Origin of the sequence: Janthinobacterium lividum, from assembly GCF_034424625.1 — a bacterium.
Classification (GTDB): Bacteria; Pseudomonadota; Gammaproteobacteria; order Burkholderiales; family Burkholderiaceae_D; genus Janthinobacterium; species Janthinobacterium lividum.
Map to the genome: position 1 here is coordinate 2,479,945 of NZ_CP139976.1, position 23,100 is coordinate 2,503,044.

23 protein-coding genes and 1 pseudogene are annotated in these 23,100 nt (G+C 64.9%); 13 read left to right on the forward strand and 11 right to left on the reverse strand.

Annotation, left to right across the window (positions count from 1 at the left end; translation table 11 throughout):
- Positions 1-5 precede the first annotated feature (5 nt).
- Positions 6-317 carry a hypothetical protein gene (locus tag U0004_RS11275; RefSeq protein ID WP_070259242.1) on the reverse strand — a complete coding sequence of 104 codons (312 nt, stop codon included), beginning with the start codon at positions 315-317 and terminating at the stop codon, positions 6-8.
- A pseudogene (locus tag U0004_RS11280) lies at positions 314-1,177 on the reverse strand (PoNe immunity protein domain-containing protein). Before U0004_RS11280 ends, U0004_RS11275 begins: the two are co-directional and overlap by 4 nt.
- 214 nt (positions 1,178-1,391) lie before the next feature.
- On the opposite strand from U0004_RS11280, the gene U0004_RS11285 reads away from it, so the two are divergent.
- The 7 genes from U0004_RS11285 (at position 1,392) to U0004_RS11315 (ending at position 6,628) form a co-directional block, all read left to right on the forward strand.
- The gene (locus U0004_RS11285; protein ID WP_139144256.1) at positions 1,392-2,009 is read left to right on the forward strand and encodes a hypothetical protein; all 618 of its coding nucleotides are present in this window, start codon (positions 1,392-1,394) and stop codon (positions 2,007-2,009) included.
- Between the two features lie 274 nt (positions 2,010-2,283).
- Complete coding sequence (locus tag U0004_RS11290; protein ID WP_231958578.1) at positions 2,284-2,823, forward strand: DUF2325 domain-containing protein; 540 nt, start codon at positions 2,284-2,286, stop codon at positions 2,821-2,823.
- Positions 2,824-2,881: 58 nt separating this feature from the next.
- A complete protein-coding gene (locus tag U0004_RS11295; protein WP_070259309.1) occupies positions 2,882-3,718 on the forward strand; it encodes a TlpA disulfide reductase family protein in 837 nt (278 codons plus the stop codon).
- A gap of 123 nt (positions 3,719-3,841) precedes the next feature.
- Positions 3,842-4,117, forward strand: coding sequence for a metal/formaldehyde-sensitive transcriptional repressor (locus U0004_RS11300; RefSeq protein WP_034784058.1), 276 nt, complete (start codon positions 3,842-3,844; stop codon positions 4,115-4,117).
- Positions 4,118-4,127: 10 nt separating this feature from the next.
- A complete protein-coding gene (gene dmeF / locus U0004_RS11305; RefSeq protein ID WP_070259236.1) occupies positions 4,128-5,093 on the forward strand; it encodes a CDF family Co(II)/Ni(II) efflux transporter DmeF in 966 nt (321 codons plus the stop codon).
- Between the two features lie 91 nt (positions 5,094-5,184).
- Positions 5,185-5,526 (forward strand): zinc ribbon domain-containing protein YjdM, encoded by a 342-nt coding sequence (locus U0004_RS11310; RefSeq protein ID WP_034784061.1) that lies wholly within the window; start codon positions 5,185-5,187, stop codon positions 5,524-5,526.
- A gap of 67 nt (positions 5,527-5,593) precedes the next feature.
- Positions 5,594-6,628, forward strand: a complete 1,035-nt coding sequence (locus U0004_RS11315; RefSeq protein ID WP_070259234.1) for an RNA methyltransferase — start codon at positions 5,594-5,596, stop codon at positions 6,626-6,628.
- 39 nt (positions 6,629-6,667) lie between these two features.
- Here U0004_RS11315 and U0004_RS11320 read toward each other — a convergent pair whose 3' ends face one another.
- Positions 6,668-7,072, reverse strand: coding sequence for a hypothetical protein (locus U0004_RS11320; RefSeq protein WP_070259232.1), 405 nt, complete (start codon positions 7,070-7,072; stop codon positions 6,668-6,670).
- Between the two features lie 286 nt (positions 7,073-7,358).
- On the opposite strand from U0004_RS11320, the gene U0004_RS11325 reads away from it, so the two are divergent.
- The gene (locus tag U0004_RS11325; protein ID WP_071653733.1) at positions 7,359-8,036 is read left to right on the forward strand and encodes a phosphoribosylanthranilate isomerase; all 678 of its coding nucleotides are present in this window, start codon (positions 7,359-7,361) and stop codon (positions 8,034-8,036) included.
- On the opposite strand, the gene U0004_RS11330 is transcribed toward U0004_RS11325, so the two are convergent.
- The 7 genes from U0004_RS11330 to U0004_RS11360 form a co-directional block, all read right to left on the reverse strand.
- Positions 8,033-8,941: a LysR family transcriptional regulator gene (locus tag U0004_RS11330; protein ID WP_070259230.1), complete on the reverse strand. Its 909-nt coding sequence runs from the start codon at positions 8,939-8,941 to the stop codon at positions 8,033-8,035. The genes U0004_RS11325 and U0004_RS11330 overlap by 4 nt on opposite strands.
- 198 nt (positions 8,942-9,139) lie before the next feature.
- Positions 9,140-9,655, reverse strand: a complete 516-nt coding sequence (locus tag U0004_RS11335) for a 4'-phosphopantetheinyl transferase family protein (protein ID WP_167468648.1) — start codon at positions 9,653-9,655, stop codon at positions 9,140-9,142.
- An 11-nt stretch (positions 9,656-9,666) separates the two neighbouring features.
- Positions 9,667-13,722 carry a Pls/PosA family non-ribosomal peptide synthetase gene (locus tag U0004_RS11340; RefSeq protein WP_070259228.1) on the reverse strand — a complete coding sequence of 1,352 codons (4,056 nt, stop codon included), beginning with the start codon at positions 13,720-13,722 and terminating at the stop codon, positions 9,667-9,669.
- 148 nt (positions 13,723-13,870) lie between these two features.
- Entirely contained in the window at positions 13,871-14,578 is a 708-nt protein-coding gene (locus U0004_RS11345; protein ID WP_070259226.1) for an anaerobic ribonucleoside-triphosphate reductase activating protein, read from the reverse strand.
- Positions 14,568-14,768, reverse strand: a complete 201-nt coding sequence (gene nrdD, locus U0004_RS11350) for an anaerobic ribonucleoside-triphosphate reductase (RefSeq protein ID WP_070259224.1) — start codon at positions 14,766-14,768, stop codon at positions 14,568-14,570. The genes U0004_RS11345 and nrdD overlap by 11 nt, the downstream gene beginning before the upstream one ends.
- Positions 14,765-16,513, reverse strand: coding sequence for a ribonucleoside triphosphate reductase (locus tag U0004_RS11355; protein WP_070259222.1), 1,749 nt, complete (start codon positions 16,511-16,513; stop codon positions 14,765-14,767). The genes nrdD and U0004_RS11355 overlap by 4 nt, the downstream gene beginning before the upstream one ends.
- 123 nt (positions 16,514-16,636) lie before the next feature.
- Positions 16,637-17,047: a hypothetical protein gene (locus U0004_RS11360; protein ID WP_070259221.1), complete on the reverse strand. Its 411-nt coding sequence runs from the start codon at positions 17,045-17,047 to the stop codon at positions 16,637-16,639.
- 162 nt (positions 17,048-17,209) lie between these two features.
- Between U0004_RS11360 and ubiU the strand changes: the two genes are divergently transcribed.
- From ubiU to ubiT, 3 genes are read left to right on the forward strand one after another with little or no spacing between them, the layout of a single operon-like run.
- The gene (gene ubiU, locus U0004_RS11365; RefSeq protein WP_412101868.1) at positions 17,210-18,247 is read left to right on the forward strand and encodes a ubiquinone anaerobic biosynthesis protein UbiU; all 1,038 of its coding nucleotides are present in this window, start codon (positions 17,210-17,212) and stop codon (positions 18,245-18,247) included.
- A 9-nt stretch (positions 18,248-18,256) separates the two neighbouring features.
- Complete coding sequence (gene ubiV / locus U0004_RS11370; protein WP_070259303.1) at positions 18,257-19,153, forward strand: ubiquinone anaerobic biosynthesis protein UbiV; 897 nt, start codon at positions 18,257-18,259, stop codon at positions 19,151-19,153.
- Between the two features lie 20 nt (positions 19,154-19,173).
- Positions 19,174-19,701, forward strand: coding sequence for a ubiquinone anaerobic biosynthesis accessory factor UbiT (gene ubiT / locus U0004_RS11375; RefSeq protein ID WP_081345836.1), 528 nt, complete (start codon positions 19,174-19,176; stop codon positions 19,699-19,701).
- Between the two features lie 27 nt (positions 19,702-19,728).
- Here ubiT and U0004_RS11380 read toward each other — a convergent pair whose 3' ends face one another.
- A complete protein-coding gene (locus tag U0004_RS11380; protein ID WP_070259219.1) occupies positions 19,729-19,992 on the reverse strand; it encodes a heavy-metal-associated domain-containing protein in 264 nt (87 codons plus the stop codon).
- A gap of 248 nt (positions 19,993-20,240) precedes the next feature.
- Between U0004_RS11380 and U0004_RS11385 the strand changes: the two genes are divergently transcribed.
- The gene (locus U0004_RS11385; RefSeq protein ID WP_081345835.1) at positions 20,241-21,107 is read left to right on the forward strand and encodes a substrate-binding periplasmic protein; all 867 of its coding nucleotides are present in this window, start codon (positions 20,241-20,243) and stop codon (positions 21,105-21,107) included.
- Between the two features lie 261 nt (positions 21,108-21,368).
- Complete coding sequence (gene aspT, locus U0004_RS11390; protein ID WP_070259217.1) at positions 21,369-23,051, forward strand: aspartate-alanine antiporter; 1,683 nt, start codon at positions 21,369-21,371, stop codon at positions 23,049-23,051.
- The last annotated feature ends 49 nt before the right edge of the window (positions 23,052-23,100 follow it).

The window sequence follows — 23,100 nt, forward strand, 5'->3', positions numbered from 1 at the left end:
AGCCGTCATGGCGCGCGGGCCGCTGCAGCGGCTTGCTGGTCGCACGCCGCCAGGGTGCCGCTGCATGCGGAAAACGTTTCCAGATAGGTGATGGTTTTTTCGTACTCGTCAATCAGGTAGCGCAGTTGATATGCCCCGTCGGCAGATTCCCCGGCGGTCTCGTCCTGCAGCCTGTACATATCTTTCAAAAAGCGTTTTTGCCGCGCCAGTTCCCCAGTCAGGCGCGCCTTGCGCTCGGCGGCACGCGACAGCGCGGGCAGGGCGAAGTAGAGTCCTGCAACCACGGTGACGGCGGCAATGGCGGCGACGGCTTTCATGCGCAGGGGCCGATCCCTTGTATCCGGCAGAATGCCGCCAGGTCGGCCGGATAGAAGGGCGCGTCGCGATAGCTGCTGTCGTCGATGCCGAGCACGCTGGTGATGGCGGCCGCTTCCCACGACTAGTAGCCCCAGAACGACGTATCGCGCCGGTGGCTGTCGTAATAGGGCTCGCGGCGGCTGGCGTCATACCATTGCCGCAGGTAATCCTGCATCAGCGCGGGACGCGCATCTTTTTCTGCCGCGAATATCTTGAGTGTGTTGATGTAGGGCAGGTGGCGCGTGCATGCGGGCCAGTCGCTATCCCTGCCGGCGACGAAGCAGGCCAGCAGCCGTTCCAGCAAGCCATCCTTTTCATGGTTGTTGAAATCGATGACCGGCGCCAGCTTGGGCAGCAAACTGCCCCAGCCGAGCAGAATGCCAAGGCAGACCATGCGGTTGACTTGTTCATACGCGTCGCCGGGCAGGGCGAAGTGGGGAAATCCCTGTTCGGCTTCACTGGCCTGAGCGTCAAATATCATGTCATACCGGGCAAACGCCAGCCAGTAGCCGTGTATCGTGGGATATGACGCGCGCAACTCGTCGAGCGGGTGGCCGGCGCTGTAGGCGAGGGCGAGCTGGTCGATCCCATCCCAGGCCCGCTGGCGCGTAGCCGTCATGAAGTTTTCTGGTGGAATATTTCGCAGCACTTCTTCCGGCTGTTGCAAGCCGGCTTCCACCATGTCGTAGCCCTCGTCCTGGCTTTCCTTGCTTTCAAGATAGATGGCATATGACAGCCGCGGTTCCCTGCGCCTGGCCAGAAAATCCTGTTCGTCCAGCGTTTGCATTCTTGTTCCTTGTTCCAGGCCGGGCATGCGCATCTGGAGCGCATCCGGATACAAATGGTATGGTGACGGTACGGTAGCTCAATGATTTGTTTGCAAGATTGCACCTTAGAAAGAGTGATCGAACAAGCGTGATTCAATTGAATCGTGTGCCAGAAAGAAATATACAAAATAGCTACTATGAGCGACAAGATGGCGCGCCCTGGGTATTTGTCGGCTGCCATCGTCTTCCACATGAACCGGAGCAAGCATGAGTATGATGAAATGCGCGATGCAATGCGCGGCCGCCGCGGCCCTGTGTGCCACCCTGTCGCCCGCCATGGCGGCATCCGCGCCGGCCGCACTCCCGTTTCTTGACGTGCTTGTCTATCAGTACGCCAATTGCGTCAAACCTTCCTACCATCAGGCTGACCTGCTGGTGCAGGACGGGACGGGGCGCTACCAGATCGACGTCAAGGGCGAGGCGTACACGGTCGAACTGCAGCAACGCATGGGTTTTTCGCTGCAGGCGGGCATTGACGGTCCCGTGGCGGCCGTCGTCAAGCTGGACCGGCCTCCAACGGGGCAGTTCGAGGAGCAGGCGCGCTGGCGCGAGCGCTGGCTGCGCGATGTGGCCGAGCGCAGCGGCGTGGCGCTGGACGAGCGGACGCTTGCGGGCGGCGCGCGCCTGCTGACCGTCAACAAGGGCGAGATCAAGGGTCATTATGTAGGGCAGTCCCTGCTGATCGATCCGGCACGCTTGTTGTTCATCGATATGGCGTGGCCGAACACGCTGGGAATCTATCGTGGCCCTGACGGCCTGCGGCAGGTGCGGCAGGTGCAGGACGACGTATGGCAGCGCCTGCTGTCTTGTCCACCAGCTGCGTGACGCTGGCGGCCACCCGATACCCCTACTGCGCGCACGCGCATAGACAAATAATAATGATTCTCATTTATAATGCGGCTCAATGGGGTGGCGATGGGCCGGCGCCATGGCGCCATGCATGGTGAGGGAGGGCATGATGGGCAGTATGTACGGCAATGAGGATTTGATCGCGCATGAGCATCGCGTGCTGATGGGCGAGTATGGGCGGGCACAGGCCCGCTGCAGTGCGCAGCTGGCCGCGCAGGCAGCACGCATCGCGCAGCTGGAATCGGAATTGATGCGCGCGCGGGCGCAGGTGGTGATCCGCGATACGAAGCTGGCGCTGGCGCGCGACGAACTGGCGGACCTGGCGGCCGCGGCACCGGGCCTGCCCACGCGGGCACGGCTGGCGCGCAAGGTCGAGTGGCTCAGCGAGCGGGTGCAGGACCTGATGCGCGAGTTGCTGCGCCTGCAGTGGCTGCCCGCGCCTGCCTTGCAGGCCGACGTGCGCGAAAAAGCCGTGCTGTATGTGGGGAGCTATCTGGAGCAGAATGCGGGCCTGCAGGCCGCCGGCGCCAATGTGGCGCAGCAGGCCATCGAGCAGGCCGGCGGGCGCTTCCTGCATCACGCGGGCGGCGACGATGGCGCCGACGATGCGGCGGCGCTGGAAGCGGGCCTGGTGGCGGCCGACCTGGTGATTTGCCAGACGGGCTGCGTCAGCCACGACGCCTACTGGCGCGTGCATGACCACTGCAAGCGCACGGGCAAGCAGTGCGTGCTGGTCGACCAGCCGCAAGCCATGCATTTCGTGCGCAAGGAAGCGCTGGCCGCTTCTTAACGCCCGCTTAATCCGCATGGGCCACAATGGCCGTCCCTCGACGTTCCTGAAAGCGCCCATGCTGTCCCTGCAAATCGGCCCCCTGGCCCTGCCCACGGGCCTCGTCCTGCTGTTCGCCTCCGTGTGCATCGCCTACGGCGCGGCGGGCTGGCTGCGGCGCTATCGCCAGCTGCCGGATGCCGGCCCCCTCGTTTCCGACATGCTGATTGCCGGCCTGCTGGCGGCGCGGCTGGCATTCGTCTTGCGCTGGCATGAGCAGTATTTCAGCTCCCCCTCGGCGGCGCCCTGGTCCATCATCAATATCCGCGATGGCGGTTTCATGGCGCCGGCCGGCATCGCGGCTGCCCTGGCCATCGCTGCGTGGCGCTGCCGGCGTCCCGCCATGGCGACCATGCGCCGTCCGCTGGCCATCAGCGTCGCGTCCGGCGCGCTGGCCTGGGGCGTGCTGAGTGCAGGGCTCTCGCTGGCCTACGACAAGCCGGCGGCCTTGCCTGCCGTGGCGCTGCGGGCTATCGGTGGCGCGCCGGTGACCCTGGCGGCGCTGGCCGGCGGCAAGCCCATGGTGGTCAATCTGTGGGCCAGCTGGTGTCCGCCATGCCGGCGCGAGATGCCCGTGCTGGCTGCCGCGCAGCAGGCGCGCGCCGATATCGTCTTCGTGTATGCGAACCAGCGCGAGGATGCGGCGGCGGCCAGCGCTTTCCTGGACAGGAGCGGTGTAACCCTGCGCAATGTGGTGCTCGACAGCGAGGCGGCGCTGGGCAAGGCGGCCGGCTCCTCGGCCCTGCCCACCACCCTGTTTTATGATGCGCAGGGGCGACTGGTCGATACGCACCTGGGCGAATTATCCGATGCCTCGCTGGCCAGCAAGCTGCAGAAGATCGCCCCCGCGCCCTGACGCGGAGACGCCTTGTTGACGGAGCCGCCATCGTTCGCGCGATGCGCGGCTTTTTTGCGCCTGGCCGTGGCCGTAGCGGTTTCTGATAGTATACCCCCCTATAGTATTTATTGAGGTGAAATCATGGGACACACGGCGCACAACAAGACCAAGTTGCTTAATCGCGTCAAGCGCATCCGCGGCCAGGTGGAGGGCCTGGAGCGGGGCCTGGAAGAGGGGCGCGACTGCGGCGAAGTGCTGCAGCTGATCGCCGCCGTGCGCGGCGCCGTGAACGGCCTGATGGCCGAAGTGATCGAAGAGCACTTGCGCGAGCATGTGGCCAGTCCCGATATCTCCGGCGACGAACGGGCCAGGGGCGCCGACGACATCGCGGGCATCCTGCGCACCTACCTCAAATAAGGAAAATGCCATGAAAGCGCAATCCCTCGGCGAAGACCTCTCCGCCTGGCAGCACGAACACGTTTTTGACAGCAGCAATGGCAGGGCCGAACGCCGTGCGCGCATCGTCATGTGGATCACCCTGGCCACCATGGCGCTGGAAATCCTCGCCGGCTGGTGGTACAACTCCATGGCCTTGCTGGCCGATGGCTGGCATATGAGTTCGCACGCGCTGGCCATCGGCCTGGCCGCGTTTGCGTATGCGGCCGCGCGCCGCTATGCGCGCGACCCGCGCTTTGCCTTCGGCACGTGGAAGATCGAGGTGCTGGCCGGTTACACCAGCGCCATCCTGCTGCTGGGCGTGGCCGTGCTGATGGTGGCCGCTTCCGTCGAACGCCTGTTCTCGCCGCAGCCCATCCACTATCCGCAGGCGATGGCCGTGGCGGCCTTCGGCCTGGTGGTCAACCTCGTGTGCGCGCTGATCCTCGGCGGGCACCATGACCATGACCATCACCATGGTCACGGCCACGACGAGCATGACCATCACGGCCACCACCATGGCGAAGACCTGAACATGAAGGCCGCCTACATCCACGTGCTGGCCGATGCCGCCACGTCCGTGCTGGCCATCCTTGCGCTGGGCGGCGCGTGGGCTTACGGCTGGCGCTGGCTCGATCCCGTGATGGGCATCGCGGGCGCCGTGCTGGTGGCGCTGTGGGCGAAAAAACTGATGCAGGAGACGGGCAAGGTCTTGCTTGACCGCGAAATGGACCATCCGGTGGTGGATGAAATCCGCGAGGCGGTGGAAGTGGAAAGCGCCGGCGACACGCCACGCATCGTCGACCTGCACGTGTGGCGGGTCGGAAAGCAGCTGTATTCGTGCGCCTTGTCCGTCGTCAGCCGCGATCCCGCGCTGACAGGCGCCGAGCTGCGCGCGCGCATCGGCATCCACGAGGAAATTGTCCACAGCACCATCGAGATTATTCGCCGTCCTTGACAATGATGGCGAAAAAAGCGCGCTGATGCGGGGCGTAGGCACTATACTGTCGGCTTTTACAGCACGCGCTGTTCACCAGACAGAGAATAAAATGAGCACATTACCACCATGCCCGCAATGCAAGTCCGAATTCACGTACGAAGATGGCAGCCAGTTGATCTGCCCTGAATGCGCGCATGAATGGTCGGCCACGGCTGGCGAAGCGGCGGAAGAGGGCGCTCGCGTGTACCGCGATGCGGCCGGCAATATCCTGCAGGACGGCGACACGGTCAGCGTCATCAAGGACTTGAAACTGAAGGGCGGCGGCGGTGTCGTCAAGATGGGCACCAAGGTCAAGAACATTCGCCTGGTCGACAGCGACCACGATATCGACTGCAAGATCGACGGCTTCGGTTCCATGAGCCTGAAAACCGAGTTCGTGAAAAAAGTCTAAGCTCCTCCTTGCCATCCGCGGCGCGCCTCGCATTCCTGCCGGCGCGCCGTTTTTTATTTCAGACGCCATGCAAATCGACCATCTCCGCCAGCGCCTGCGCGCCCTGGGTGCCAAGCCCCTGCATGAACAGCGCGTGCTGCGCGACTGGATACAGGGCCAGCCGCACGACCAGGGCCGGCGCCGCGCCGAGGATTTTTTGCCGCTGCCCGTGCGCGAGGCCTTGCCTGCGCTCGATCTCGAGCTGCAGGGCATGCTGAAATTGCTCAGCACCCACCCGGGCGCTGACGGTTCGGCGCGCCTGCTGGTGGGACTGCACGATGGCCAGACGGTGGAAAGCGTGCTGCTGCCGCGCGATGGCTTGTGCGTGTCCAGCCAGGTCGGTTGCGCCGTCGGCTGCCAGTTCTGCATGACGGGCCGCGATGGCTTGATCCGGCAAGTGAGCAGCGGAGAAATTGTCGCGCAGGTGGTGCTGGCGCGCACCCTGCGCCCCGTGAAAAAAGTCGTCTTCATGGGCATGGGCGAGCCGGCGCATAACCTGAACAATGTAATGGAAGCGATCGAGCTGCTGGGCACCGAGGGCAATATCGGCCACAAGAACCTCGTGTTTTCCACCGTGGGCGACCCGCGCGCCTTCGAGCGCCTGCCGCAAGGGCGCGTCAAGCCGGCGCTGGCCCTGTCGCTGCACACCACCAAGCCGGAGCTGCGCGAACAGTTGCTGCCGCGCGCGCCCAGGCTGTCGCCGCAGGAACTGGTGGACTTCGGCGAGTCGTATGCGCGCCTGACCGGCTACCCGGTGCAGTACCAGTGGACACTGATGGAAGGGGTCAACGATGGCGAGGACGAGATGGATGGCATCGTCGCGCTCTTGCAGGGCAAGTACGCCGTGCTGAACATGATCCCGTATAACACCATCGACGACTTGCCGTTCCAGCGCCCCAGCTGGGAAAGGGCGCGCGCCATTGCCGCCACCCTGCACGCGCGCGGCGTGCTGACCAAATTGCGCGATTCGGCCGGGCAGGACGTGGAGGGCGGCTGCGGACAGTTAAGGGCGCGTGAAGCGAAGGGCAAGGTCATTCCCATCCGCGCCAGCGTGACGGCATAGGTCGGATTAGCGGAGCGTAATCCGACATTCGCACTCGGCTCACACCCCACCCAGCAAATCGTTTTCATTCAAGATCGCAAACGCGATCTCGGGATGTGCGGCCAGGCAGCGGCGCACGGCGGCCGGAATGGCGGCGCGCGTCTTGCGGCACAGGCCGGGCTGCTCCAGCAGGCGGATCTGGAAGCCGCGCACGGTGCGCACTTCGCCGCTGCCCGGTGCAATCTGCAATTCCACGCCCAGGTTGCTTTTCAGCAGCAGTTGCAGCTTCTGCAACTGTGCATGGGTGGCGATGCCCTCGATGTGCGCCAGCAGGCGCTTTTCTTCCGTCAGGTTCAGGCGCAGGATGGCAAGGTCCGCCTGCGCATCGTCGAGCAGGCGCTCGCGTTCGCAATCGCACAACTGCGGCGGGCACTCCTTGCGGACTTCAAAGTCGACGATACGCATGCTGGTGTTCCAGTGACGTTCCAATGGCGATTCCGGATAAAGCAAGTATCGTCCGCCGCCTGGCGCATGTCAATCAGCGCGGGCTGACGATCAGGCGCCAGCGTATCGGCCCCTGCCCGCTGCTGCGCTGGTGGTGGTGTTGCGGCGGCATGGCGTGGCCTTCCGTCGAGACGAGGTGGGCGCGCCCCATTCCGGCACACAATCGTGCGCGGCCTTGACCGCGTGCCTTGGCGTGCGCGCCGCCCTGTGTTGTAATGTTGATCATCCGGACTGAACACGCAAGGCCATGAGAACCCGCATCAAGATCTGCTGCATCGCTTCCATCGACGAAGCGCAACTGGCCATTGCCGCCGGCGCCGACGCGCTGGGCCTGGTGGCGGCCATGCCATCCGGCCCCGGCCCGATTCCCGACGCGCGCATCGCGCAGATCGCCGCCTGGACGCCGCCGCCCGTGGCCACGTTCCTGCTGACTTCCGAGACGACGGCACAAGCCATCGCCGAACACGTGCGCGCCACGCAGCCGTCCACCGTGCAGATCGTCAGCCATATCGACCCCGGCGAAGTGGCGCAGCTGGCGCGCTTGCTGCCGCACGTGCGGCGCGTGCAGGTGATCCACGTGGAAGGGCCACAGGCGCTGGCGCTGATACCCGCCTATGCGCCCCATGTGCATGCTTTTTTGCTCGATTCGGGCCGCCCCGGCGCGCAGGTCCCGGAACTGGGCGGCACGGGCCGCACGCATGACTGGTCCGTCAGCGCGCGCTTCGTGCGCGCCAGTCCCCGTCCCGTTTTCCTGGCAGGCGGGCTGGACGACACCAACGTAGCCGATGCGCTGCGCCAGGTGCGCCCCTACGGCATCGACCTGTGCTCGCGCGTGCGCACGGATGGCAAGCTCGATGTCATGAAACTGGCCTTGCTGATGGCGGCCGTGCGCGACGTGGATGCGGCGCTGTATGCGGAGGGTTAATCCGCCGCTGCCAGCGCATTCATCTCGCGCACGAACGCCTCCGTAAACGCGGCCACCATGCCGCTCGCCGCGCGCGGCGAGATCAGGCCGACGACGGAATGCGACTCTTCGTCCGGCAGCGCAATAAAACGCACGCCGGGCGGCGCCACCAGGCGCATGCTGTCAGGGACGATGGCGATGCCCATATTGGCTTCGATCAGGTTCAACTGCGATGTCTTGCGCGACAGGGCGCGCGCCGCCTTGGGGAAAAAGCCCTGCGCCAGGCACAGGCCCGCCACCAGGTAGCTCAGGCCTCCGCGGTCCTTGTGCGGGATCGAGACGAAGGCTTCGTCGCGCAATGCCGCGATGGTCGTGCGCTCCAGCGCGGCCAGGGGCGACGTCGCTGACACGGCCACCACCAGCTTTTCTGTAAACAGCTCGCGCACGACGATGTTGGCATGCTTGCGCAGGGTGGGCAGGCGCACCAGGCCCAGGTCGGCGCGGCCTTCCTCGATGTCGGCGGCCTGGTTTTCCGACGACCCTTTTGATACATCGAGCGAAACGCCGGGGAACTGCGCCAGCAGGCGGTTCAGCACCGCGCCGATGGCGGGCGTGAGGGTGACGGAGCTCGAATGCAGCAGGCGGATGATGCCTTGCGCCCCTTGTCCCACGTGGCGCGTCTGGCGCACGGTTTCGTCGATGTCTTCGAGGATGCGCTTGGCCCGCTCATAAAAGACCTGTCCCGCGGGCGTCAGTTCGATATGGCGCGCGTCGCGCGTGAGCAGCAGAGCCTGTACTTCACCTTCCAGCTCCTTGATTTGCCGGCTCAGGGCCGACTGCGCGATATATAATTTTTCCGCCGCGCGCGAGTAGCTGCCCGCATCGACGACTTCGACAAAATAGCGGAACTGTCTGATGGAAATCAATCGTATACCTTTTCGAGATCGGAGACTGCCTGATTTGATATTAGCCTGGCCCCGGTGTTCGCGTTACAGTGGGCTGGTCTGCTGTCACTGCAAAGGAAAGACCATGCTGGAATTGATCGGGGTGCTGGGATTGCTCGTCAGTATTATCGTAAAACTGATTTTCGTCCAGATCGGCGGAGCTGGCAAAGGGAAGGAAGACTAATATGCCAGGGTCGCCACATGCGGCGCCGGCAACGCAAAGTCGTGCAAGCGGCAAGCCGGTGCTACCCCGTTCCACTCCGTCAGTGGCAAGCCCGCACGCTTGAGCGCCGCCTCGCGCGTCGTCCACGCCTGCGCCAGGGTCAACGGGCGCTGATCGGCGGAGCAGGCGCTCAGTTCAGCAGCCACCTGCGGCCCCAGATAGTCGCGCGCCAGCTCAAACCAGTCGGGAATCTCCTGCACCCGCATCACGTCGATGCCGACAGGGCCATGCAGGCCGATGGCGGCCAGCGAGATTCCCTCGTCATGGCTGAACGACAGGCTGGCCGTGCTTCCAGCCAGCAGCAAGCGGGGAGGGGTGCCCGGCGTTGATGCCACCGAAATCGCCCCGATACTGACATCCAGCCAGCGGGCCGCCGCCTCGCGCACGGCGGCGCGGATGCGCCACCGGGCTCCGGCGCGCGGCAGCACGGCGGCGATGCCGATCACCAGCACGCCGTCTCTTGAGAAGAGCACCTTATCATCCATCAGCTGCGCAGCGGCGCCGCCGGGCAACCGGCCCAGTTGCTGCCGGCGGGGATGTGTTCCCCCTTCATCACCAGGGTCAAGGGGCCCAGGCGCGCGTTGTCGCCGACCTTGGCGCTGTACAGCACGGAGCTGCGCGGGCCCATGTAGACGCGCTGGCCGATCTCCACATGGTCGATCTTCATCACGCGGTCTTCGAACAAATGCGTTTGCGGGCAGGTCAGCGCGTTCAATTCGCTGTAATCGCCGATGTGCACGCAGTCGAATTCCGTGATGTCGGTCGTATCCATGTAGACGCCGCGGCCGATCTTGCAGCCGAACAGGCGGAAGGCCAGCGGCAGCCACGGCGTGCCGCGCAGGTAGCGCATGAAGTTGGGTACGGCGATGCCTTCGTACAGGTTGGTCACGCCTTCCGAAATCCACACGAATGGCGTCCACATGGGCGCCGCGTGCTTGCGGTAGCGTCCCAGCAGCAGCCACTTGAACAGCACGACCACCAGAAAATTGCCGATGCCGTAGGCCAGGCCGGCAATCGCCAGGTCGCTCACCACTTCGCCCCAGCGTCCCGCGCCCGCGATCGGCATCACGTCCAGCACCAGGGTGTAGCCGACGGCGATCACCACCGCGTGCGGCGCGACGATGCGGAACGCTTCGATCAGGCTGCGGCCCAGGCGGCGCAGCAAGGACGGCTTGAAGGTCAGGTGCTCGGCAAAGCCGCTGACCTGCTCGCGCGCGGGCAAATGCATGGGCGGGGAGCCCAGCCACGTGTCGCCGCTGTGCATCTGCTCATTGCGCGGCGCATGCGTGTGCACGCCGATCAGCACGTGTTCGGGCAGCGTGGTGCCGTCCGGGATGTAGCTGCCATTGCCGACAAAGCTGCGGTGCGAGATGACGGTGGGGCGCATGGTCATCCAGCCGCCGTCGATCTGCTCGTCGCCCAGCATGACTGCGTCGGCGATGAAGGTGTCGTCGCCCAGGGTCAGCATGTCGGGCACCACGCCCAGCGCCGTGGAAATCTCGGCGCCCTTGCCCACCTTGGCGCCCAGCAGGCGGTACCAGTATGGCGCGTACACGGTGGCGTAGATGCCGTGCAGGACGTTCAGGCTCGATTCCTGGATATGGCTGACCAGCCACTTGGCGCAATAGATATTGCTGTGCACGGGCGAGCTGCCCGGCTTCAAGCGGGGCAGCGCACCCCAGCGGATGGCGGCCGACAGCAGGGCCGTGAGCACGATCAGCACGGCGCTGGCGGGGAAGGCCAGCAGGAAGTAGCGGGCCAGCTGGGTCGTCACGTCGCGGCCCTGCAACCACGGCATCATTTCGCGCTCGTCGAACCAGTCGATCAGCACGAAGCTGGGGAAGACGGGCATGAAGAACAGCACCGCGATCAAGACCATGCCGAAGCAGAAGAACACGGTTTCGCCCGTCAGGCGCAGGCGCGAGACGGCGGGGCGCGGCGGCTGGCTGGCAACGTCAAACGCGCCAATGTCGCGCGCGGGCGAGCCCGTCCAGACGCGACCGGCGGGTACCGCCGCGCCATCGGCCAGCGCCGACTGGCCCTCCAGGTGGCCGAACGCGCCCACTGTGGTATTGCCTTCCATGATCGCGTAAGAGCTGATGCAGGCGTCGTCGCCGATGCTGATGCGGCCCAGCAGCAGACGGCCCCGCTCGACCCTGGCGTTTTCAAAGTTGACGGCATTGCCCACGCTGACGTTGTCGCCGATGACCAGCAGGTCGGGCGCGCGCAGGGTCATCGAGCCGATGACCACTTCCTTGCCCACCTTCGCGCCGAGCGCGCGCAGCCACCAGCTATTCAGGGACGAGCCGCTGAGCAGGTAGGCGGGCGCCGATTCGACCAGGCGGTCGGCCAGCCACCAGCGGTAATACGTGACGCCCCACAGCGGATAGCTGCCCGGTTTCAAACGCCCGGCGATCAGCCACTTGCCGGCAATTGCAATGGCAAATTCGGCCAGGGTCGCCAGCAGGAACACGCCGATCGAGGCGGCGATGGCGCGCGGCACGGTATCGCCCGTGTCGCCCGTGAAGAAGTGGTAGGTGAAGAAGGGCGCCATCCACTGCGCCATGCGCAGGGTGACGAGGCCAGGCACGGCTGCCGCCTGCGCGGCGCCGCACAGCCAGCGCTTCATGGTGGACGGCGGCGTCCACTCCGCCTCCGGCGTGGCCAGCGCGGGCGCCTCGCTCAAGACGGCGGCGATCTTGCCGATCTGCCGGTTCTGGTAAATGTCGCGCACCGTCATGTGGGCGTAGGCCGGATCCGTTCGCAGGGCGGAGGCCAGGCGCGCGGCCAGGAAGGAGTGGCCGCCGAGGTCGCTGAAGAAGTCCAGCTGGCGCAAAATCGCCTGGCCCGGGAACAGCTTGGCCAGGGCCGCGAACAGGGCCGCTTCGGCCGGCGTTTCCGGCACGTCCGATTCGCCTGCCTCGCCTGCCGGCGGGGCGGACAGGGGCATGGCTTTCAAGGCCTTCCTGTCGATTTTTCCCGATGTCAGGCGCGGCATCAGCGGCAGCAGTTCAAAACGGCCCGGCACCATGTAGGGTGGCAAATGCAGGTTCAGGGCGGCGCGCAGGGTCTTTGCCGCCAGGGCGTCCTCGGGCGCCTCCTCGCTGCCGACGATGTAGGCCACCAGCTGGTCGATGCCGTCATCCTTGCGCAGCAACACGGCTACCGTGCCCACGCCCGCCTGCTGCGCCAGCACGGCTTCGATCTCGCCCAACTCCACGCGGAAGCCGCGAATTTTCACCTGGTCGTCGGCGCGGCCCAGGCACAGCACCTGGCCGTCCGCATCGATGCGGGCCAGGTCGCCCGTGCGGTACAGGCGCGCGTCATCCTCGCTGGCCGCCCACGGGTTGGGCAGGAATTTTTCCACCGTCAGATCGGGCCGGCCCAGGTAGCCCTCGGCCAGGCCGGGGCCGATGATGCACAGCTCCCCTGTCTCGCCGCGCGGCAGCAGGGCCAGGGAACGGTTTTCTCCCGGCTCGGCCACCTGCAACACCAGCAAGCCGTAGTTGGGCAGCGGCGTGCCGATGGTGACGGGTTCTCCGGGCCGCAACCGCGCCAGGCTGCACGAGACGGTCGCCTCCGTGGGGCCATAGGTGTTGAACATGGCGCGGCCCGGGCGCGACCAGCGCTCGACCAGGGACTCCGGGCACATCTCGCCGCCCAGGTTGATCAGGCGCAAACTGGGGACTTCCTCGGCGAACAGGGCCAGCAGGGTCGGCACGGCGTGCAGCACGGTGACCTTGTTCTCGGCCAGCGCGCGCGGCAAGGCTTCCGGGTCGCCCGAGATCTCCTTGGGACCCAGCCACAGGGTGGCGCCCACCAGGTAGGCGATCCAGATTTCCTCGAACGACATGTCGAAGGCGACGGAAAATCCCTGGTAGACGGTGTCGCTTTGCGCCACTTCCAGCACGGCGTTTTCGCTGCGCAGGAAGTGGCAGATGCTGCGTTGATTGATCAGGATGCCCTTCGGTTTGCCCGTGGAGCCGGAGGTGTAGATCACATAGGCCGGGTGTTCGGGCAGCACGGCGCCGCGCGCGGGCAGCACTTCGCCCGGCGCGGCGGGGGCCAGCAGGCTTTCCGCCGTCCACACGGGACGCTTGACGCCGGCGTCCAACAGGCGTGGCGCGAATTGCGCGCAGCTGACGATGCCGGCACCGCTGGCGTCATCGAGGCACACTTGCAGGCGCTCGACGGGCGTGTCTTCATCGACGGGCAGCCAGGCGGCACCCGCCTTGGCGATGGCCGCCTGCATCAGCAGCAGATGGGCGCCGCGCGGCAGCCACAGGCCCACGATGTCGCCGGGCTTGACGCCGGCCGCCACCAGGCGCGACGCGGCCCGTCCCGCCTGCGCGTCGAGCTCCGCATACGTGATGCGGCGTTCGCCGTCGATCAGGGCGATCTGTTGCGGATAGCGGCGTGCCGTCGCTTCCAGCAGGTCGGCCAGTACTTCCCCGCGCAGCAGATCCGGTCGCGGCGGGCCGTACAGGATGTCGGCGTGGGTGGAAGGAGTGCCTGGGCTGACTGCGGTGAAATCGTTCATGGATGACGCTTATCTGTAATGCGGAGTGAAGAATCTGATGGGCTGCGCATGGCGCGCGGCACAGTTGATACATTACAGCACGCAAGACATTTCAGCGTTGCAGAACGGGGAATTTTGTAGAGCTTTCAGCAATTATGTGGCGGCAGGATCAACCGCCATGATTACGGAATGTAAATCGCGGAAACATGGCGCCGATTTGCGCCAAAGTATGCGCCGCCGGATAGCCGTGCAGAGGGCGGCCGGACAGCACCGCGTCCGCGCAGCCTTCGGCGCGGAATTGCTGCAGCACGTAGTTGTCGACGCCTTTCGCGGCCAGGGTGGTGGCCAGGGACAGCAACTGTTCGTCCGGCAGCAGGTCCGGGTGGGTGGTGGTGCGGCATTCGTAGGCGACGCCGCTGGCGAGGATGGCGTCCAGGCAGGCGCGCGCCGGGTCGCCGCTGCCGGCCACGCGGGTCACATGACGATAGTCGGCAAACGGCGCTTTGATGTCGAAGCCGACCCAGTCGACCAGGGGCAGCACTTCCTGCAGGCGCTGCGGATAGATGCAGGCCGTGTGCAGGCCGATGCCGAACCCCAGTTCCCTGACGTCTTGCATGGCCCGCCCCAGCGCCGGGTCCATGCACGCTTCGCCGCCGCTGAAGACGACGGCGTCGACCAGGCCTGCGCGCCGGCGCAGCCAGGTCAACACGTCGTGCCAGGGCATGGCGCCTTCCGGCGTGCGCGCCTGCAGGTGAGGATTGTGGCAATAGCCGCAACGCCAGGGGCAGCCCTGCACGAACACCACGGCCGCCAGCTTGCCAGGGTAGTCGGTGGCGGAAAAGGGCGTCAGGCCGCCCACTTTCAAATCAGCCGCCATGGCAGGCGGACAGGCCAACCCGGGCGCTCGCTTCCGTAAAGTACTGGCGCTCGTGGAATTCGCCCTGCTTGCCGATGTTGAACGAGGCGACGGGGCGGTGATAGCCCATCACGCGGGTCCAGATTTCGCAGCGCTGGCGTTCGGTGTCGAGCAGAGTGATGGCGGGAGTGAAGTCGGGACGTGCGTTCATGGCGTTTCCTTGAGTGGGTGAGCGAGATCGGACTGCTTGCGCGCGATCAGTTCCGCGTCGCAGGTGGGACAGAATTCATGTTTGCCGGCCAGGTAGCCGTGGCGCGGGCAGATGGAAAACGTGGGCGTGACCGTGATGTAGGGCAGCGAGAAGCGGCTCAGGGCGCGTTTCACCAGCTCGCGGCAGGCATTCGCGTCCGACAGCGCTTCCGTCATGTACAGGTGCAGTACCGTGCCGCCCGTGTACTTGCGCTGCAGCGCGTCCTGCAATTCCAGCGCCTCGAACGGGTCGTCCGTATGGCCGACGGGCAGCTGCGACGAATTCGTGTAGTACGGGTTGTCGACCGTGCCCGCCTGCAGGATGGCGGGGAAGCGCTTGCGGTCTTCGCGGGCGAAGCGGTAGGTCGTGCCTTCGGCCGGCGTCGCTTCCAGGTTGTACATATGGCCCGTCTCTTCCTGGAATTGCACCATGCGGGCGCGCACGTGGTCGAGCAGGCGCACGGCCAGCGCATGGCCTGCTGGCGCCGTGATGTCGTAGGCGTCGCCGCTGAAATTGCGGATCATTTCGTTGATGCCGTTCACGCCCAGGGTGGAGAAGTGGTTGCGCAGGGTGCCAAGGTAGCGCTTCGTGTACGGGAACAGGCCTTGCTGCATCAGTTCCTCGATGGTGCGGCGCTTGATTTCCAGGCTCGTCTTGCCCAGTTCCAGCAGGCGGTCCAGGTCCGCCATCAGGGCTGGCTCGTCGCCGCGCCATCGGTGGCCCAGGCGCGCGCAGTTGATCGTCACCACGCCCAGGGAACCCGTCTGCTCGGCGGAACCGAACAGGCCGTTGCCCCGTTTCAGCAGTTCGCGCAAGTCCAGCTGCAAGCGGCAGCACATGGAGCGGATCATGTTCGGCTTGAGTTCCGAATTGATGAAGTTCTGGAAGTAGGGCAGGCCGTAGCGGGCCGTCATCTCGAACAGGCGTTCCGCGTTTTCGCTATGCCAGTCGAAATCCTCGGTGATGTTATAGGTGGGGATGGGGAAGGTGAAGACTCTGCCCTTGGCATCGCCCGCCATCATGATCTCGATGTAGGCGCGGTTGATCATGTCCATCTCCACCTGCAGCTCGCCATAGCTGAAGTCCATCTCCTGGCCGGCGATGACGGGAATCTGCTCGCGCAGGTCGTCCGGGCAGACCCAGTCGAAGGTGAGGTTGGTAAACGGCGTCTGCGTGCCCCAGCGCGATGGCACGTTGAGGTTGAAGATCAGCTCCTGCATGTACTGGCGCACGTCTTCGTAGCGCAGGCTGTCCTTGCGGATGTAGGGTGCCATGTAGGTGTCGAAGGAGCTGAACGCCTGCGCGCCGGCCCACTCGTTTTGCAGGGTGCCGAGAAAATTGACGATCTGGCCGATGGCGCTCGACATGTGCTTGGGCGGACCGGATTCGATCTTGCCCGGCACGCCATTCAAGCCTTCGTGCAGCAGGGTGCGCAGCGACCAGCCGGCGCAATAGCCGGCCAGCATGTCGAGGTCGTGGATGTGCAGCGCCGCTTCGCGGTGCGCCGCGCCCACTTCCGGCGGATATACCTGGTCCAGCCAGTAGTTGGCGATGACCTTGCCCGACACGTTGAGTATCAGGCCGCCCAGCGAGTAGCCCTGGTTGGCGTTGGCGTTGACACGCCAGTCGCGCCGCTCCAGGTATTCATTGATGGACGCGGCGACATCGACCTGGCCGCGTGTGGGGGAAACTGCATTTGTCGTCATGAAACCTCCAATAAACACAACATGCGGTGTTTTTATGGAGATTAATCACTAAATATAGTGACGTCAAAGGGCGCGTGCTGTTGCGTGACGAATCCTTGATGCAGGTGAAAAAAGCGCCCCCGTTTACTTTTTCGCGCGGCCCTGGCGCAGGATGAAGCAGCTCAGGCCAAAGTACGCGGCGGCGCAGACGGCGATGCTGATAGTGGAGGCGGGCAGCACGTGCGCCCAGATTTCCAGCGGCGAGAAGGTGCTCCAGCTGGCGATGCGGATATCGAAGGTGACGTAGTTCGCCAGCAGCCAGTAGACGGCCAGCAGGCCCGTGCTGATGGCGATCTGGCGCGGCACCGGCATGGCGCGGCGCGCGAAGACGGCTTGCAGGAACAGCAGCAGCACGCCCGGATACGCGCCCAGTATCTCGGGCGACAGGATGGAGAGCTTTTCTTCGACATAGCCGTCGGCGGGCGCGGCCCACTGTACTTGCAGCACGGTGAGGAACAGGGTGAGCAGGAAGATCAGCAGCGGTTTGCGGGGCATGGCGGGCAATCGAAGAGGGAGAAAAGTGGGGCATTTTACAGCCAGGTCAAGCAAGTTGAACGCGCGCCAGCCATGCATGCATTCCTTCACCTGCGTCAAGGACTGGCCAGCATGGGCGGGGCTATAGTCTGCACCCTGAGCCGATACAGGACTGTGAATATCATGATGCTTGAATCAACCACCGCCACCCGCGTGGCCGGACCGCTGGAACTGGTCTGCCCCGCCGGCAGCCTGCCCGCCTTGAAAGCAGCCGTCGACAATGGCGCCGACACCGTTTACCTGGGCTTTCGCGACGCCACCAATGCGCGCAATTTCGCCGGCCTCAATTTCGACGAGAAGGCCATCGCCGAGGGCGTGCGCTACGCCCACCAATATGGGCGCAAGGTGCTGCTGGCGCTGAATACCTATCCGCAGCCGCACAACTGGGCCGTGTGGCGCAGTGCCATCGACCGCGCCGCGCAGGCCGGCATCGACGCCATGATCGTGGCCGATCCGGGCCTGATGGCCTACGCAAGTGAGCACCACCCGCAGCTGCGCCTGCACCTGTCCGTGCAGGGCTCGGCCACCAACTACGAAGCCATCAATTTTTACCATGAGCACTTCGGCATCGCCCGCGCCGTGCTGCCGCGCGTGCTGTCGATGGCGCAGGTGGAGCAACTGATCGCCAAGACGGAAGTCGAGATCGAGGTCTTCGGTTTCGGCTCCCTGTGCGTGATGGTCGAAGGGCGTTGCGCGCTGTCGTCGTATGCGACGGGCGAGGCGCCGAATACCCATGGCGTGTGCTCGCCGGCGAAATCCGTGCGTTGGCTGGAAACGCCGAACGGCCTCGAATCGCGCCTGAACGGCGTGCTGATCGACCGCTATGCGCCCGGCGAAAACGCCAGCTATCCCACCCTGTGCAAGGGCCGTTTCGAAGTCAATGACGAAGAGTATTACGCCATCGAGGAGCCGGCCAGCCTGAATACCCTGGCGCTGCTGCCGCAACTGATCGCCATGGGCGTGCGGGCCGTGAAGATCGAAGGGCGCCAGCGCAGCCCCGCCTACGTGGCGCAGGTGACGCGCGTGTGGCGCGAGGCGATCGACGCCTGCCGCGAAGGCAATGCGCGCTACGCCGTCAAGCCGGGCTGGATGGCGGCCATGGACAAGCTGGCCGAAGGCCAGCAGCACACATTAGGTGCTTACCACAGATCTTGGAAATAGAGGATGAACATGCTGAAGCTTTCACTGGGCCCCTTGCTGTACTACTGGCCGCGTGCCACCGTCTTCGAGTTTTACCAGCAGATCGCCGGCACCGCCGTCGATATCGTGTACTTGGGCGAAACCGTCTGCTCGCGCCGGCATGAGGTGCGCCTGGCCGACTGGCTCGATATCGCCGACATGCTGGCCGCCGCCGGCAAGGAAGTGGTGCTGTCGACGCAGGCGCTGATCGAGGCGGGCGCCGAACTGGCGACCCTGCGCCGCATCACGGGCAATGGCCGCTATGGCGTCGAGGCCAACGACATGGGCGCCGTGCACTGCATGGAAAAGGGTACGTCCTTCGTCGCCGGTCCCCATTTGAACCTGTTCAATGGCCCCAGCCTGCAATTGCTGGCGCGCCTGGGTGCACGGCGCTGGGTGATGCCGCTGGAAATGGGGCAGACGGCGCTGGCCGAGATGCAGCGCCAGAAGCCGGAAGGGCTGGAGACGGAAGTCTTCGCCTACGGCCGCATGCCGCTGGCGTTTTCCGCGCGCTGCTTCACGGCGCGCAACCGCAACCTGCCGAAGGACGATTGCGGCTACAGCTGCCTGGAAGAGCCGGACGGCCTGCTGCTGCGCACGCGCGACGAAGTGCCATTCCTGGTACTGAATGGCACGCAGACGCAGTCGGCGCTGGTCTACAACCTAGTGCGAGAACTCGACGCCATGCGCGACATGGGCGTGGTGGTGGCGCGCATCAGCCCGCAAGCCATGCATACGGAACAAGTCATCGCCATCTTTGACCGCGCCCGCCGTGGCCAGGTCAGCGGCATCGGCGCCCAGGCCCAGCTGGCGGCCTGCCAGCCGGCCGGCGCCTGCGACGGCTACTGGCACGGCCAGCCCGGCATGGAACAGCACGCCCCACATTGAACGCATCGAAAGGAAGCACCATGCAAGATCAACTGGAAAGATTGCCGATCCCGGCCAAGCCTCCCATGAGCAAGCCCGGCGTGTCGTACCGCTTGCCGGAACCGCTGGCCGAATTGCTGTCCAAGCTGCCCCCGTATCCCGCCTCCTGGCTGTTCGTGCAAGGCTTGAACCGCCTGCTGGCGCCGCAATTGCCCGACGACGTGCGGCGCAGCCTGGAAGGGCGCAGCTTGCGCTTGCGGCTGCTGGACGCGGGCATCGCCTTCGATTTCGAGTGGCAGGGCACGGTGTTTGTGGCCGAGCGCTATGTCGACGTGCCGGACCTGTGCATCGCGGCCAGCGTGCATGATTTGATGCTGCTGGCGCGGCGCCACGAAGATCCGGACACCCTGTTCTTCAGCCGTCGTTTGAGCCTGGAAGGCGATACGGAACTGGGCTTGCTGTTCAAGAATACGCTCGACGCCATCGAGTTGCCGCCGTTCGACCTGCAGGCGCTGGGACCGCGCCGCGTGCTGGCGCATCTGCGCGACCGGGGCGCGCGGGAAGGCTGAGCGGCGAAGGGAAGAGGGGGCAGGCGCTCAGTGGCGGCAGTGGCCGCAAGCGCCGCTGCACGATGCCAGCTGTTCTTCATCCGTCGCTTCGCCCATGAAGCCGGCGTCGTTGACGGCGGCCAGCAGGCGTTCCTGCGTGGCCAGACGTTCGTCGAACTGCACCGTGGCGCCGTGCCGCGCCAGCGAGACGCACACGGTGCTCACGCCCGTGACGGCTTCGAGCGCGCCCGTCAGCCTGTCGGCGCAGCCTTCGTGATCCATCCCGATAATATTCAAGCGCGCTGTCTGCATGTGTTCCTCTTGTTTTTCAAATAAAAAAACAGCGTAGGCGAGGGGCGCGCATGCCGTCCAGAGCAGCACGCAAGATTTATTTCCTATTTGCGGTTTTGTTGATCTGGATTAACTCCAGCCTCTCTGCTGCAGTCTGAAACTGCTGTTGTTTTGTACACAGTTGCCGTATTCCAGTCGACAAGCGTGCTCTGCTGCGCGATACTGTCATTCTGATAAGAACGCTATGAATGCGCTGGAAAGGAGGGGCCATGCGGCGCCGCCCCCTGCTCAAGCTTGCCGCCCTGTGGCCGTTGGGCGCGGCCATCGGCGCGGTGCCGCCGCTGCCGCTCGTGTATCCGCGCCATCAGGCGCTCGATGATCCGCAGCAAGGCTATGTGACGGCCTTGCTGCAACAGGCGCTGGCCCGTTCGGGCCAGGCCTATGCCTTGCGCCGCTCCGCACTGCGCATGGTGCAGACGCGCGCGATGCAGGAAATCGCCATGGCATCGGGCAGCGTCGATGTCGTCTGGGCGATGACGAGCCGCGCGCGCGAAACGCAATTGTTGCCAGTGCGCATCCCCATCGACCGCGGCCTCATCGGCTGGAGAGTGGCATTGATCCAGGCGCGCCAGCCGCAACTGCTGCGCGATGTGCGCAGCATTGCCGCCCTGGCGCGACTGTCTGCCGGGCAGATGCGCGACTGGCCCGACTCCGCCATCCTGCAGGCGAATGGCTTGCGCCTCGATACGTCGAGCACCTATGAGGGCCTGTTCCAGCAACTGGCGGCAGGGCGCATCGATTACTTTCCCCGTTCCGTGATCGAGGCGCAAAGCGAGCTGGCCAGCCACGCGCAATTGCCGCTGGCGCTGGACACTCACCTGGTCATCCGCTACCCGGCCGCGCTGTACTTTTTTGTCGGCAAGCACCGGCCGGAACTGGCGCGCCACATTGAAACGGGACTGGAAACCATGCTTGCCGACGGCAGTTTCGCGCAGCTGTTCCAGCGCCATTTTGGCCGCCTCGCGCAGGGCCTGAATCTGTCCCGGCGCCACGTGCTGGAGCTGGCCAATCCCGACTTGCCGGAAGAGACACCGCTGGCGCGCAAGGCACTTTGGTATCGTCCGAGACATTACTAATAGTTTTGTTGATCGATGTCAAACAAGTGCTTCAATCGTGCGCAGGATGTTTGATGAAAAGCAAAGCAAGTTCAACAGAACACCTGTTGACACTTGTAAAATTTTCACCGAACATAATTCCTCGTAACAACATTTCTCCGGCGCAAGCGTTTATCGCAAGTGCCGTGCAGGATCCGTGCGCCCGTTCAACAGCCAGCTGCCGTCAGCCGCCGAACGCTCTGTTCTCTTGTAACCATCCGTTATCTTTTCGAAGGTTTGTCCATGCTCGATTCGATCACGTCCATATTGCACCAGGTGCCGGAACTGGCCCTGTTCCTGGCGCTGGGGCTAGGCTACGCGGTAGGGCAGATACGCTTCGGCCCGATCCAGCTGGGCGGCGTGTGCGGCACCCTGATCGCCGCGCTGCTGATCGGCCAGCTGGGCATCACCCTGGACGCCAGCGTCAAGAATGTCTTCTTCATGCTGTTCATCTTTGCCCTCGGCTATGCGGGCGGTCCCCAGTTCTTTGCCAACCTGAATGCCAAGGGCTTGCGATTAGGGCTGCTGTGCCTGATCGAAGTGGTGGTGGTGCTGGCGCTGGTGCTGCTGGCCACGCGTTTCCTGGGTCTGGACCAGGGTACGGCGGCCGGCATGATGGCGGGCGCGGCCACGGAATCGGCCGTCGTCGGCACGGCCACGGACGCCATCTCGAAACTGGCGCTGCCGGCGGCCCGCATCGCCGAGCTGCAGGCCAACGTCGTCACCGCGTATTCCATCACGTATATCTTCGGCCTGATCGCCATCGTCATCGCCACCAGCCAGATATTTCCGCTGTTGTTGCGCGTCAATCTGCGCGAGGAAGCCGATAAATTGTGGGAAAAGATGGGCGGCGCGCAGACCGATGGCGACGGCGTGCAGGCGACGCCGGAAATGGTGGGCCGCGCCTACCGCATCAGCCGTGGCGCGGGACGCCGTATAGATGCCTTGCAGCATATTTTTGCGGGCCGCGCCAGCATCACGCGCGTGCGCCGGCACGGCAAGGTATTGCCTTTGGAACCGGAACTGCGCTTGCGCAACAACGACGAAGTGCTGGTGATCGGCCACCGTCCCGCGCTGGTGGCGGCCGAAGCCATCCTGGGCGAGGAATTTGCCGACACGACGGGCTTGAACATGGCTGTCTCCGCCGTCGAAGTGGTGCTGCAGCAAGCATCGCTGGTGGGCCAGCCCTTGCGCCAGCTGGCCTTGCCTTCCGGCGTTCACGTGGCGGCCGTCGTTCGTGGCGAACACAGCATGCCGCCGCTGCCTGATCTTTCCTTGCAGCGCGACGACGTGCTGCGCCTGTACGGCACGACGGAAGGACGCGAGCTGAACACGGCGCTGGCCGCCATCGGCAAGCGCGTGCCCACGGGCGACCGCAGCAATATTGTCTACGCCAGCATCGGCATCGTGCTGGGCGTGTATATCGGCGGCTTTTCCGCCAAGCTGGGCGGCATTCCGTTTTCGCTGGGCACGGGCGGCGGCGCCTTGCTGACGGGCCTCGTGTTCGGCTGGTACCAGGCGCGCAAGCCGGGCATGCAGGGCATCCCGCCCAGCGCGCTCGACATGATGAAGGATATCGGCCTGGCCACCTTCATCGCCTGCGTGGGCCTGGCGTCGGGGCCGCAGGCGATCGATCTGATCCGCCAGTACGGGCTGTCGTTGCCGCTGATGGGCGTATTGATCGCCGTCATCCCCGCCTCGCTGTCGCTGCTGGTGGGGCACTTTTTCCTCAAGCTGGAAGCGCCCGTGCTGCTGGGCGCCATCGCCGGCCAGCAGTGCAGTACGCCGGCTTTGTCCGCCGTGCAGAACGCGGCCGGCAATTCCACGCCCTTGCTGGGCTACACGATTACGTATGCCATCTCGAACGTGGTGCTGCCCCTGCTGGGGCCGCTCATCGTGGCCTTGGCCGGCTCCGTCCACGCATGAGCAGCCGGCAAGGGCACACGCAGTAAAGAATTCCTTCAACACGAAAGGC